The sequence below is a fragment of the Pseudoxanthomonas sp. genome, assembly GCF_027498035.1.
Classification (GTDB): domain Bacteria; phylum Pseudomonadota; class Gammaproteobacteria; order Xanthomonadales; family Xanthomonadaceae; genus Pseudoxanthomonas_A.
Genome location: NZ_CP114978.1, coordinates 3,251,022 through 3,262,771, shown reverse-complemented (window position 1 = coordinate 3,262,771; position 11,750 = coordinate 3,251,022). Strand labels below are relative to the sequence as shown.

Sequence of the window (11,750 nt, the reverse complement as noted above, 5' to 3'; positions counted from 1 at the left end):
GTGGCCTCAGCCCGCGGCCGAGCGAATGCCGGCGACGATGGTCGTCGCGCCGAACAGCACGAAACAACCCAGGATCACGGTCGCGCCGAAGCGCCAGTGCACGCGCCCGGTCAACATCATCAAGCCGACCACGGCCACCGCGATCACCGCCACCGCGGTCGCGACGTTGCCCAGCAAGGTGCCCTGGATCCAGTCCAGCGCCGACAGGATCGGGCCGGAACCGGCCGGGTCCGCTGCCAGCGCCAGCGACGGCAGGCACAGCGCGACAAGGGCGAAGCAGATGCGGGCGGAACGCAGGTTCATGGTGTGCCTCCGGAAATTTCGGTCGAAGAGAAAAGCGCGACAGGCGCGGGCGCGGCGAGGCTGTCGCTGGCCAGGCGCTCCAGGTTGCTGGCGACATAACGCCGGGTCTCGGCGAAAGGCGGCACGCCGTGGTGCTGTTCAACCCAGCCGGGGCCGGCGTTGTAGGCGGCCAGCGCTTTTTCCAGGTCGCCGTCGAAGCGATCCAGCTGCTGGCGCAGGTAGGCCGCGCCGCCGCGGATGTTCTGCAGCGGCTGGCGTGGGTCCACGCCCAGCGCGCGCGCGGTCTCGGGCATCAACTGCATCAGGCCGATCGCGCCGGCCGGCGACACAGCGTCGGGGTCGAAGCGCGATTCGGACCAGGCCAGGGACTGCAGCAGGGACACGCTGATGCCGTAGTCGGCCGCGGCGGCGGCGAACGCCGCGGCATACCGCTCGGGCGGCGCCTGCAGGGCCGTCAGTTCAGGCGCCCGCGGCGGCGCGCTCCAGCCCGCACCGACCTGGCGCACGTTGCCCAGGTCATCGATCTCCAGCACCTGCGCATCGGCGCACCACGCCAGCAGCAGCGCCGAACACGCGGCCAGCAGCTGCAACCCCGTCAACGCCATGGCACGGCCGCGCTGCAGGGTGCGCAGGCGTCGGTGACAAAGCGGGGCTGGCACGGCGGCGGGGAACGACATTTCGTTGGGGGGAAGGAGGGAGGCGCCGCGATCCTCGCATGCAACGCACGGTCGACATTTGCCGTTTTTGGCGACATTCAGGCAAATCGTCGCGACGACCGCGGGCCAAGACTTGACGACCTGTTCCCCCCATCGACAGGCCACCTCTCCGACACAGCCACGCTTAGAGAAAGCACGCCATGACTGATCACGTGGAAGACCATGACCGCGGTCTGCAGTTTGACCTGGAAACCATCCAACTCCGGCACAACGAGCGCCGACGCGTGCTGGGCTGGATCGCCTCGGGCGGCACGATGGCGCTGTTGACGGCCTGCGGCGGTGGCGGGAGCAGCTCGAGCAGCAGTTCAAGCAGCACTACTTCAACCAGCACGGCGACCACCACCACGACGACCAGCACGACCACCACGACCGGCACCAGCAATTCCGGTGACACCTGCCTGGTCGATCCAACCGAAACCCAGGGGCCCTACCCGGCCGACGGCTCCAACAGCGTCAGCGGCAGCGTGGTCAACGTGCTCTCGCAGAGCGGCATCGTGCGCAGCGATATCACCACCAGCTTCGGCGACGACACCGGCACCGCCGAGGGCCTGCCGCTGACGCTGACGATCACCCTGGTCAACGTCAACGACAGCTGCGCCGTGCTGGAGGACTATGCGATCTACCTGTGGCACTGCACCCGCGACGGCACCTACTCGCTGTACAGCACCGGCATCCTGGACCAGAACTACCTGCGTGGCGTGCAGGAGACCGACAGCAACGGCCAGATCACCTTCACCACGATCTTCCCGGCCTGCTACGACGGCCGCTGGCCGCACATCCACTTCGAGGTCTATCCCAGCCTGGACAGCGCCACCAGCTACACCAACAAGGTGCTGACTTCGCAAATGGCGATGGACAGCGATGTCTGCGACGCGGTCTATGCCAGCGTCAGCGGCTACAGCGCCAGCGTCACCAACAAGGCCAAGGTCAGCCTGTCCAGCGACAATGTGTTCGGCGACAACAGCGACGAGGAAATCGCCTGGCAGACGCCGACCTTCAGCGGCGATACCACCAACGGCTATACCGCCACCATCACGGTCGGCATCTCGGCGTGACGCGGCGGGCATCGCGCCGCCGGTTCGGTTGAGCGCCGGCAGCGCGAACGCCCGCGGGGGCACGCCCCCGATCGGCTAGGCCTTCAACGCCGCGGCGTGGTGGGCGATGTGCTCGCCGATGAAGCTGGCCATGAAGTAATAGCTGTGGTCGTAACCAGGCTGCAGGCGCAGGGTGATCGGGTAGCCGGCCTGCGCCGCGGCGGCCTGGAACAGCTCCGGCCTGAGCTGGTTGGCCAGGAACTCGTCACCCTCACCCTGGTCGATCAGCAGCGGCAGGCGTTCCTGCGCGGTCTTGACCAGTTCGGTCGCATCCCACGCATGCCATGCAGCGCGGTCTTCGCCCAGATAGGCGGTGAAGGCCTTTTCGCCCCACGGCACCTGCGAGGGCGCCACGATCGGCGAGAACGCCGACACGCTGCGGTAACGCCCGGGGTTCTTCAGCGCGATCACCAGCGCACCGTGGCCGCCCATCGAATGGCCGCTGATGCTGCGTGCACCGGTGACCGGGAAATGTGCCTCGATCAACGCCGGCAACTCGGCGGCGATGTAATCGTGCATCCGGTAATGCGCCGCCCACGGCGACTGTGTCGCATTGAGATAAAAGCCCGCGCCCTTGCCCAGGTCGTAACCCTCGGCATCGGCGACACCATCGCCGCGCGGACTGGTGTCCGGCGCCACGACGATCACGCCGTGTTCCGCGGCATACCGCTGTGCGCCGGCCTTGGTGATGAAGTTCTGCTCGGTGCAGGTCAGACCGCTGAGCCAGTACAACACCGGCAGCTTCTGCGTGGCCGCCTGCGGTGGCAGGTAGATGGCGAAATTCATCTCGCAATCCAGCACCTCGGAGCGATGGCGATAGACGTCCTGCCAGCCGCCGCTGACGGCGCGATGTTCGATGCGTTCCATTGGATGTCCTTGAAGGACGTGGCGGCCCGCGCCGCCACGTCGGATTGCGTTACTGCAGCACGCCGCTGAGCTTGGCGGTTTGGGTGGCCAAGATGTCCATCAGCGGCGGGTTGAGGCAGTCGTACGGGGGCAGGTTCAATTCGGTCAGGCGCGCACGCACGCCATCCATCTGTTCCGGGCGCGCACCGCCCCCTTCGATGATGGACGAGACGAACGCGGCAAAGCGTGGCTCTTCCCAACCGGGCTGCGGCGAAAGCTCGACGTGGATGAAGTCCAGGCCGTAGAACGCATGGTCCTTGTTCTCGATGCGGCCATACATGTGCGTGCCACAGGCCTTGCAGGCATGGCGCTGGATCGTGGCTTTCTCGTCGACGATGGACAGCTTGTCCGCGTTGGCGGTGACGCTGACGTTGTCACGTGACACCACGCCGACCACCGAGAACGCCGCGCCTTGCGGCTTCCAGCACTTGGTGCAGCCGCAGGCATGGTTGTGCGCGACATTGGAGCCGACCCTCACTTCGACCTTGTCGCTGCCGCACCTGCATTGCAGGGTGCCGCCACCGAAGCCGGCATCCCCTTTCTTGACGCCATGATCCACACTCGGATGTATCGATAAAGCGCTCATCTGTTTCCTCCCGTTTACACGACAGATAAAGCGTGCGGAGGCTTCCGCACGCCCAAGCGCACGGCGACGGTCAGTAGGAAATCACCGTACGAATCGACTTGCCTTCATGCATCAGGTCGAAGGCCTCGTTGATCTCTTCAAGCGGCAAACTGTGGGTGACGAACGGCGCCAGTTCGATATCGCCCTTCATGGCGTCCTCGACCATGCCCGGCAACTGGCTACGGCCCTTCACGCCACCGAAGGCGGTGCCCAGCCAACGGCGTCCGGTGACCAGCTGGAACGGGCGGGTCGAGATTTCCTGGCCCGCACCGGCCACGCCGATGATCACGCTCTGGCCCCAGCCACGGTGTGCGCATTCCAGCGCGGCGCGCATGACGTTGACGTTGCCGATGCACTCGAAGGTGTGGTCCACACCCCAGGTGGTCATCTCGACGATGACCTGCTGGATCGGCTTGTCGTAGTCCTTCGGGTTGACGCAGTCGGTGGCGCCGAACTGCTTGGCCAACTCGAATTTGGACGGATTGGTGTCGATGGCGAAGATGCGCCCGGCCTTGGCTTGGCGCGCGCCCTGGATCACCGCCAGGCCGATGCCGCCCAGGCCGAACACGGCCACCGAATCGCCTTCCTGGACCTTGGCGGTGTTGTGGACCGCGCCGATGCCGGTGGTGACGCCGCAACCGAGCAGGCACACGTGCTGGGGATTGGCTTCCGGGTTGATCTTGGCCAGCGAGACTTCGGCCACCACGGTGTACTCGCTGAAGGTCGAGCAGCCCATGTAGTGGTAGATCGGCTCGCCGTTGTAGGAGAAGCGCGTGGTGCCGTCGGGCATCACGCCCTTGCCCTGGGTGGCACGCACCGAGGTACATAGGTTGGTCTTGCCCGACTTGCAGAACAGGCATTCACCACATTCGGCGGTGTACAGCGGAATGACGTGGTCACCCGGCTTGACGCTGGTCACGCCCTCGCCGACTTCGACCACGATGCCGGCGCCTTCGTGGCCCAGCACGGCCGGGAATAGGCCTTCCGGGTCGTCACCGGACAGGGTGAAGGCGTCGGTGTGGCAGACGCCGGTATGGGTGATCTTGACCAGCACTTCGCCAGCCTTGGGCGGGGCGACATCGATCTCGACGATCTCCAGCGGCTTGCCGGGACCGAACGCAACGGCGGCACGGGATTTCATGGATGTGGACTCCTGCTTTTACGTAATGGGGGGAAACGGAACGACGCGCGACGCGCGTTATTTGAGATAGGACCGCACCAACCCGGTCATTTCGGCCACGCGCGCCTCGCGCTGGGCCTCGCCGTCGGCGGGATGGCCGAAGGTTTCACGCATATGGGCTTCCAGCACCTCGGACATCAGGCCGTTGACCGCACCACGGATGGCGGCGATCTGCTGCAGCACCGGGCCGCACTCGGCACCGGCTTCCAGCGCGCGCTCCAAAGCCTCGGTCTGCCCGCGGATCCGGCGCAGGCGGGTCAGGACACGTTTCTTTTCGGTGGGCGAATGGGGCATCTGCGCAGGCGATCCTGATACTGGGGGACAGTATCCCCGCTCACCTGGCCGACCGCAAGCCGAGGTCGCGGCGCACCCGTCGAGGCAAAAAAGCCTGGAGCAGGTTCTTGATATCGCGCAGCGATGGCCCCCAGTGCTTCCGCCAAGGATGGCGGAAACAAAAAAAGACCCGCATGTGACAAACACATGCGGGTCGACCTTGCGCCTCCCCCGGGGAGGAGACCGTCAATCAAGCAACTTAGGACCTGTCAAGGGACTTGAATACGACGGGATGGCCTCTAGCCATGACCCGCCGTGGGCATGGCCGCGGCCTACGCGGCCCAGTCCATCACCATTCCAGCGCGATCAGTTACCACCACCATCGGCGTCATCTTCCGGCGGCGGCGGCGGCGGACCGCGGTGGTCACCCGGCGGGTGCGGCGGGCGCTTGAAGCCCTTGGCCGTCATGCAGGCCTCGAACTTGGCGTGGTCGGGACGTTTGCCTTCCGCCGGCGGACCGTCGGGACGCTCGCCCGGCTTGGGCGGCGGCGGAAGCCCCTGCTCGGCGGCACAGGCATCCATGGCTGCGGCGAACTTGGGATCACGCGGTGGCGGCGGGCCCGGCGGGCCCGGCGGGCCGGGCGGCGGCAGATCGGACGGGGCCGCGTCAACGGCGACCGACGCTGGGCTCGCCCAGGCGGAGCCCACACACAGCAACGCGAGCAGCGTTGCGGCGGCGAGATGATGGGTACGGATCAGGCGCATGCAGTTTCTCCTTGGCGTATCCGGCTGCCGGTGCGCTGGCGCGCCGGACAGGCCGGTTCCTGTTGGGCGCAGCCTCATGGCCACGCGATTGGCTCAACGACAACTCACTTGTCCCCACGAGCACCGGCGTCGGCCGGATGCCCGGCACCGACGACCGCAAGGCCCGCCCGGTGCAGATGCAGACTGGCAGGCCACGATGTGCCCGCAATGCCAGCCCTTGACGACGCAATGCACCGCAGCCTTCCCTGCTGCCCACGGCGCGAACATCCGGCCATACCCGGCCCCTGTATGGCATCGGCGAATCTCCCGGTCACGCCAGGCTAACGGCCGCACCGAAGCAGCGTCGTTACCGGGAGAATCTCGCCGAAGGTTGCATCGCGGCCACGACCTGACGATCACCGCGCAAGAACCCAACGCTAAATTGGCCGGATGACATGGCAGGCCGTTGCCACCGCATGGCAGCCCCCGGCATTTCCAGATGCCCTGCCGGCGGCTGAATACCACAGGGTTTGTGTCGACATCTTTGTCAACTTGACAAACGACGCCTACACTGGCGGGGTATTTCTTCCCGCCATGAACGCCATCCTCGCTGATATGGACCCTGAATTCCGCATCCTGGTCGTCGACGACGACCCGGACCTGCGCCGACTCACCGTTGATTTCCTGATCGGCCACGGCTACGTCGTGGACGAGGCAGAAAATGCCAAGGAGATGTGGGAGACCCTCGAACAGGGCCGCCCCGACCTGATCATCCTGGACGTCATGATGCCGGGCGAAGATGGCCTGAGCGTGGCGCGCCGGCTGAACTCCGGCAATGGCCCGGCCGTGCTGATGCTCAGCGCGCTCGGCAACGACACTGATCGCATCGTTGGCCTGGAAGTGGGCGCCGACGACTACCTGGCAAAACCCTGCAACCCGCGTGAACTGCTCGCCCGCGTGCGCGCCCTGCTCCGTCGCCAGAAAGCCTTTGGCGCCGCGCCGGAAGTCCGCGGCAGCCAGTACGAATTCGGCGGCTGGCGCCTGGACGCGGTGCGCCGCGACCTGCGTGACCCGGCCGGCAACTACATCACCTTGTCCGACGGCGAGTTCTCGCTATTGCGCACCTTCGTCGAACACCCCCAGCGCGTCCTGAGCCGCGATCAGCTGCTGGACCTGGCCCGTGGCCGCGGCACCGAAGTGTTCGACCGCGCCATCGACAGCCAGGTCAGCCGCCTGCGCCGCAAGATCAACGGCCGTGGCCATGCCGAACTGATCCGCACCGTGCGCAATGAGGGCTACATGCTGCTGCCTGCAGTCACGCGCCTATGACCGACGCGGCCGGAGGCCGCTCCGGCCGCTCCATCTTCACCAGGACCTTCGTGCTGCTTGCGGCAGCACTGGTCCTGGCGCAGTGCATTGGCCTGGCCCTGCTGTTCATGCGCACGCCGGTCTGGAACCAACCGGTCGACCTGCCCGAAGTGGTCGCACTGCTGTCCACCCGCATGCCGGCGTCCAATAAGGAAGTCTCGGTCACCGACGAGCCCCAGGCGCCAGAGGGCACCGGCGCGATGAACGTGGAAGACCCCTTCATGCGGGCGATCCTGGCCGAATGGATGCGCCAGCCGACCAGCCAGGTGCATTTTTTCCGCGCCAAGTCCAAGCACACCGCCTCGTTCGACGCGCGCATGAACGACGCCGGCGGGATGCCGCCGCCGCGTCTGCGCAATGGGCCGCCCTGGGTACGGCAGATGCCCAACGGCGAACCCGACGGCGCCGCCTCGCAGGACCGCACGACCCCACCGCCGCCACGCGACGATGCACCCGATTTCAGGCCGCCAGGCCAGATGATGCCGCCGGACGCGTCCGACGATCAGCTCGGCGAGAACCGCGCGTTCGGCTTCGGACCGCGCACGCTGGTAGCCAACGGATTCATTGCCGGCGCCCAGCAGGCCGATGGCAGCTGGCGCGTGGTGCGCTACAACGGCGTGACGCTGTCGAACGCCTTCAAGGTGCAGTTGGCGGTGCTGTTCCTGCTGGGCCTGCTGCTGATGCTGCCGCTGGCGTGGTGGTTCTCGCGCGCGCTGTCCGCACCGATCCGCGAATTCGCCGCCGCCGCCGACCGCCTGGGCCGTGACCCGGATGCATCCCCGCTGGAGCGGCGTGGCCCGGCCGAGATCATCCAGGCCACCGACTCATTCAACGCCATGCAGGCGCGCCTGAGCCGCATGGTGGCCGAGCGCACGCACATGGTCGGGGCGATCGCACATGACCTGCGCACGCCACTGGCACGACTGGCGTTCCGCCTCAACGACATCGATTCACCGCTGCGCGAGCGCGCCGCGGCCGACATCGACGAGATGGCGCACATGATCACGGTGGCATTGGAATTCCTGCGCGACCAGTCGCGCAGCGGCCCGCGCGACCGCCTGGATTTCCAGCAGCTGGTGGAGAGCGTGGTCGACGACGCCGCCGACATCGGCCAGGACGTCACCCTGGAGCCCGGCGACAGCGTGATGCTGGACGGCGACCCGCTGGCACTGCGGCGCGTGGCCGGCAACCTGATCGGCAACGCGGTCAAGTACGGCCGGTGCGCGCGGGTCCGCGTGCGCCAGGACAACGGCCACGCAAGGCTGGAAATCGACGACGACGGCCCGGGCATCGATCCGGCCCTGGGCGACAAGCTGTTCATGCCGTTCTTCCGCGGCGAGAACTCGCGCAACAAGGAAACCGGCGGCATTGGCCTGGGTTTGTCGGCCGCCCGCGCCATCGTGCTGGCCCATGGCGGTGAAATCGGACTGAGCAACCGCGAAGGCGGCGGCCTGCGCGCCTGGGTGATCCTGCCGCGCGCGAAGAACGAGCAGTAAGCGCCTGCTTTAGCCTGCGCAGGCCCCGTGACGGGCGCCTGCGCAGCAGCGGATGCGGCTCAGTACGCGAATTCCTGGAACACCGGATCGACGCTGCCGTTCCAGGCGCCGTGGAACAGCTCGAGTTTGCGCTCGGCAGCGGTCTGGCCGGTCTCGGCGATTTCGGCCAGCACGTCCAGGAACGCAGATTCGTCGGCGCCGTTGCCATTGAGGCGTGCACGTCGGCGCAGGCCGGCCTGGGAAATCTTGATGGCTTCGATCGCCAGCTCGCGCACGGTCGCGCCGCGGAACGGCAGCTTCAACGCATGGCGCGGCACGCCATCGCGCAAGGCATGGCGCTCTTCCAGGGTGAAGTCCTTGACCAGGTCCCAGGCGGCATCCAGTGCGGCATCGTCGTAGAGCAGGCCGACCCAGAAGGCAGGCAACGCACACAGGCGATTCCATGGGCCGCCGTCGGCGCCGCGCATCTCCAGGAATTTCTTCATGCGCACTTCCGGGAAGGCGGTGGTCATGTGATCGGACCAGTCGCGCAGCGTCGGCAGCGCACCCGGCAACGCCGGCAGCTTGCCCTTGAGGAAGTCACGGAAGCTCTGCCCACTGGCGTCGTGGTAGATGCCATCGCGGTAGGAGAAATACATCGGCACGTCGAGCAGGTAGTCGACATAGCGCTCGAAGCCGAAGCCATCCTCGAACACGAAATCCAGCATGCCGGTGCGGTCCGGATCGGTATCGGTCCAGATGTGCGAGCGGTAGCTCAGGTAGCCGTTGGGCTTGCCTTCGGTGAACGGTGAATCGGCGAACAGCGCGGTGGCGATCGGCTGCAGCGCCAGCGACACGCGGAACTTCTTGACCATGTCCGCTTCGGAGCCATAGTCCAGGTTGACCTGCACCGTGCAGGTGCGGGTCATCATGTCCAGACCGAGCTGGCCGACCTTGGGCATGTAGGACTGCATGATCTTGTAACGACCCTTGGGCATCCACGGCATTTCGTCGCGGCGCCACTTGGGCTGGAAGCCCATGCCCAGGAACCCCAGCTGCAGCTGGTCGGCGACCTGGCGCACTTCGTTGAGGTGGCTACCTACTTCCACGCAGGTCTGGTGGATGGTTTCCAGCGGCGCGCCGGAAAGCTCCAGCTGCCCGGCCGGTTCCAGCGTGACCGAGGCGCCATCGCGCAGCAGGGCGATGGTGCGGCCGTTCTCCGGCGCCGCTTCCCAGCCGAAGCGGGTCAGGCCATTGAGCAGGGCTTCGATGCCACGCTCGCCATCGAAGGCCGGCGGGTGCAGGTCGTCGGTACGGAAGCCGAACTTCTCGTGTTCGGTCCCGATGCGCCAGTCTTCGCGCGGGCGCGAGCCGGACGCGGAATATTCCACCAGCTGCGACAGGTCGGTGATGGGCGTATCGGCAACGTGGCTGGGACTCGACAAGGGGCAACTCGCAGTGACCGTGGGTGGAGTGAGGCGCCCGTCTCCGGCGCGCCGACCCTCGCAAGGGCCGCACTATACCGGGCCGGATGTGCAGCATCGCTGCTCCGGAACGGCTTTCAGCATTCCATCGCCGTGGCGCGCAGCAGCGGGCTACTACATCGGCAGGCGCATCGCATTCGCACCTGGCCTCGCACTTCGCCATCCACCACCGGCAATCGCTACGCTGCGGATCCGCTTCCCTGCATTGGACGCTGCATGCGCACGCACCACTCCGAAATCCACCGCAGCAACCGCACCGGCTGGCTGCGTGCCGCCGTGCTCGGCGCCAACGATGGCATCGTCTCGGTCGCCGGGCTGATGGTGGGCGTGGCGGCCAGCGGTGCGAATGCCCCGACCCTGATCGCCACCGGCGTGGCCGGGCTGGTCGCAGGCGCGATGTCGATGGCCGCTGGCGAATACGTGTCGGTCAGCTCGCAGGCCGATACCGAACACGCCGACCTGACCCTGGAAAAACGCGAGCTGGCCGAAGACCCGCACAACGAACTGATCGAGCTGGCCCACATCTACGAGCAGCGCGGCCTGCAACCGGCGCTGGCCCGGCAGGTGGCCGAACAACTCACCGCGCACGACGCACTGGAAGCCCACGCCCGCGACGAACTCGGCATCACCGACACGCTGCGCGCGCGGCCGGTCCAGGCGGCGCTGGCCTCGGCGTGTGCGTTCTCGGTAGGTGCACTGCTGCCGCTCTTCGCGGCGCTGGCCTTCCATGCCCATGCCAGCGTGGCGGTGATCGCCGCCACCCTGCTGGCACTGGTGCTGTCGGGCACGCTGGCGGCCAGGGCCGGCGGCGCGCCGGTGCTGCGCGGCGCGGCACGCGTGGTGTTCTGGGGAGCCCTGGCGATGGCCGCCGCGCATGGCGTCGGCCTGCTGTTCCACGTCCCGGTTTGACGCCGGGCTCGGTTGCTCAGACTGGCTGCGGTGCGCTGGCCGGCATCAGTTCCAGCCACTGCTGCACCACGGTGCGCGCCTGGTCCACGCCCAGCTTGGATTCGGAAGAAAACACCTGCACACCCACGCTGTCGCCGTAGGCCGAGTGCAGCTCCTTCTTCACCGCCGCCATGGCCTGCATCTGCTGGCCACGGCCCAGCTTGTCGGCCTTGGTCAGCAGCGCGTGCGCCGGCAGCCCGCGCTGGACGGCGTAACCCAGCATCTGCCGGTCGTAGTCCTTGAGCGGGTGGCGGATGTCCATCACCACCACCAGCCCGCGCAGGGCCTGGCGGCTGGCGAAGTACTGGTCGATGAAGGCCTGCCAGTGCGCCTGCAGGTCCATCGGCACCTTGGCGTAGCCGTAGCCCGGCAGGTCGACCAGGCAGCGCTGCGGCTTCACTTCGAAGAACACCAGCTGCTGGGTGCGGCCCGGCGTCTTGGACACGCGGGCCAGGGCGTTGTGCCCGGCCAGTGCATTGAGCGCGCTGGACTTGCCGGCGTTGGAGCGGCCGGCAAAAGCCACTTCAAAGCCTTCGTCCGGCGGCAGCTGGCGGGTGTTGTGGGCCGACAGCAGGTAATGCGCGGCATTGAGATAGTTGGAAACGGCCATGTGCATAGGATCGCACGGGCGCGG

At 67.1% G+C, this 11,750-nt stretch carries 13 protein-coding genes; 4 read left to right on the top strand and 9 right to left on the bottom strand.

The annotated features are described in order from the left end of the window. Positions 1-6: 6 nt before the first annotated feature. Entirely contained in the window at positions 7-303 is a 297-nt protein-coding gene (locus tag O8I58_RS14180) for a TrbC/VirB2 family type IV secretion system protein (protein WP_298317317.1), read from the bottom strand. Further along, a complete protein-coding gene (locus O8I58_RS14175; protein WP_298317314.1) occupies positions 300-980 on the bottom strand; it encodes a lytic transglycosylase domain-containing protein in 681 nt (226 codons plus the stop codon). The genes O8I58_RS14180 and O8I58_RS14175 overlap by 4 nt, the downstream gene beginning before the upstream one ends. Positions 981-1,159: 179 nt before the next feature. On the opposite strand from O8I58_RS14175, the gene O8I58_RS14170 reads away from it, so the two are divergent. Further along, positions 1,160-2,074, top strand: coding sequence for an intradiol ring-cleavage dioxygenase (locus O8I58_RS14170; RefSeq protein ID WP_298317311.1), 915 nt, complete (start codon positions 1,160-1,162; stop codon positions 2,072-2,074). Between the two features lie 75 nt (positions 2,075-2,149). Here the strand turns inward: O8I58_RS14170 and fghA are convergent, their stop codons facing one another. The 5 genes from fghA to O8I58_RS14145 all read right to left on the bottom strand — a co-directional run bounded on the left by fghA (position 2,150) and on the right by O8I58_RS14145 (position 5,862). After that, positions 2,150-2,980 carry an S-formylglutathione hydrolase gene (gene fghA / locus O8I58_RS14165; RefSeq protein WP_298317308.1) on the bottom strand — a complete coding sequence of 277 codons (831 nt, stop codon included), beginning with the start codon at positions 2,978-2,980 and terminating at the stop codon, positions 2,150-2,152. 49 nt (positions 2,981-3,029) lie between these two features. Next, positions 3,030-3,605 (bottom strand): S-(hydroxymethyl)glutathione synthase, encoded by a 576-nt coding sequence (gene gfa / locus O8I58_RS14160; protein ID WP_298317305.1) that lies wholly within the window; start codon positions 3,603-3,605, stop codon positions 3,030-3,032. A gap of 70 nt (positions 3,606-3,675) precedes the next feature. Beyond that, positions 3,676-4,785 carry an S-(hydroxymethyl)glutathione dehydrogenase/class III alcohol dehydrogenase gene (locus tag O8I58_RS14155; RefSeq protein ID WP_298317302.1) on the bottom strand — a complete coding sequence of 370 codons (1,110 nt, stop codon included), beginning with the start codon at positions 4,783-4,785 and terminating at the stop codon, positions 3,676-3,678. A 57-nt stretch (positions 4,786-4,842) separates the two neighbouring features. Next, a complete protein-coding gene (locus O8I58_RS14150; protein ID WP_298317300.1) occupies positions 4,843-5,118 on the bottom strand; it encodes a metal/formaldehyde-sensitive transcriptional repressor in 276 nt (91 codons plus the stop codon). Positions 5,119-5,463: 345 nt separating this feature from the next. Next, positions 5,464-5,862 (bottom strand): hypothetical protein, encoded by a 399-nt coding sequence (locus O8I58_RS14145; protein WP_298317297.1) that lies wholly within the window; start codon positions 5,860-5,862, stop codon positions 5,464-5,466. Positions 5,863-6,456: 594 nt separating this feature from the next. On the opposite strand from O8I58_RS14145, the gene O8I58_RS14140 reads away from it, so the two are divergent. After that, a complete protein-coding gene (locus O8I58_RS14140) occupies positions 6,457-7,170 on the top strand; it encodes a response regulator (protein WP_298323006.1) in 714 nt (237 codons plus the stop codon). Beyond that, positions 7,167-8,705 carry a sensor histidine kinase gene (locus tag O8I58_RS14135; protein ID WP_298317293.1) on the top strand — a complete coding sequence of 513 codons (1,539 nt, stop codon included), beginning with the start codon at positions 7,167-7,169 and terminating at the stop codon, positions 8,703-8,705. The genes O8I58_RS14140 and O8I58_RS14135 overlap by 4 nt, the downstream gene beginning before the upstream one ends. A gap of 59 nt (positions 8,706-8,764) precedes the next feature. Here O8I58_RS14135 and O8I58_RS14130 read toward each other — a convergent pair whose 3' ends face one another. Then, positions 8,765-10,129 (bottom strand): glutamate--cysteine ligase, encoded by a 1,365-nt coding sequence (locus tag O8I58_RS14130; RefSeq protein ID WP_298317291.1) that lies wholly within the window; start codon positions 10,127-10,129, stop codon positions 8,765-8,767. Between the two features lie 255 nt (positions 10,130-10,384). Here O8I58_RS14130 and O8I58_RS14125 point away from each other — a divergent pair, with 255 nt between their 5' ends. Then, positions 10,385-11,077: a VIT1/CCC1 transporter family protein gene (locus tag O8I58_RS14125; RefSeq protein WP_298317288.1), complete on the top strand. Its 693-nt coding sequence runs from the start codon at positions 10,385-10,387 to the stop codon at positions 11,075-11,077. 16 nt (positions 11,078-11,093) lie between these two features. Here O8I58_RS14125 and yihA read toward each other — a convergent pair whose 3' ends face one another. After that, on the bottom strand, positions 11,094-11,726 hold the full coding sequence (gene yihA, locus O8I58_RS14120; protein ID WP_298317285.1) for a ribosome biogenesis GTP-binding protein YihA/YsxC: 633 nt from the start codon (positions 11,724-11,726) through the stop codon (positions 11,094-11,096). Positions 11,727-11,750: the final 24 nt, after the last annotated feature.

Coding starts and splice junctions, on each gene's coding strand:
- O8I58_RS14180 (WP_298317317.1), bottom strand. CDS start 303: ATGAACCTGCGTTCCGCCCGCATCTGCTTCGCCCTTGTCGCGCTGTGC.
- O8I58_RS14140 (WP_298323006.1), top strand. CDS start 6,457: ATGGACCCTGAATTCCGCATCCTGGTCGTCGACGACGACCCGGACCTG.
- O8I58_RS14175 (WP_298317314.1), bottom strand. CDS start 980: ATGTCGTTCCCCGCCGCCGTGCCAGCCCCGCTTTGTCACCGACGCCTG.
- O8I58_RS14125 (WP_298317288.1), top strand. CDS start 10,385: ATGCGCACGCACCACTCCGAAATCCACCGCAGCAACCGCACCGGCTGG.
- O8I58_RS14150 (WP_298317300.1), bottom strand. CDS start 5,118: ATGCCCCATTCGCCCACCGAAAAGAAACGTGTCCTGACCCGCCTGCGC.
- gfa (WP_298317305.1), bottom strand. CDS start 3,605: ATGAGCGCTTTATCGATACATCCGAGTGTGGATCATGGCGTCAAGAAA.
- O8I58_RS14170 (WP_298317311.1), top strand. CDS start 1,160: ATGACTGATCACGTGGAAGACCATGACCGCGGTCTGCAGTTTGACCTG.
- O8I58_RS14135 (WP_298317293.1), top strand. CDS start 7,167: ATGACCGACGCGGCCGGAGGCCGCTCCGGCCGCTCCATCTTCACCAGG.
- fghA (WP_298317308.1), bottom strand. CDS start 2,980: ATGGAACGCATCGAACATCGCGCCGTCAGCGGCGGCTGGCAGGACGTC.
- O8I58_RS14155 (WP_298317302.1), bottom strand. CDS start 4,785: ATGAAATCCCGTGCCGCCGTTGCGTTCGGTCCCGGCAAGCCGCTGGAG.
- yihA (WP_298317285.1), bottom strand. CDS start 11,726: ATGGCCGTTTCCAACTATCTCAATGCCGCGCATTACCTGCTGTCGGCC.
- O8I58_RS14145 (WP_298317297.1), bottom strand. CDS start 5,862: ATGCGCCTGATCCGTACCCATCATCTCGCCGCCGCAACGCTGCTCGCG.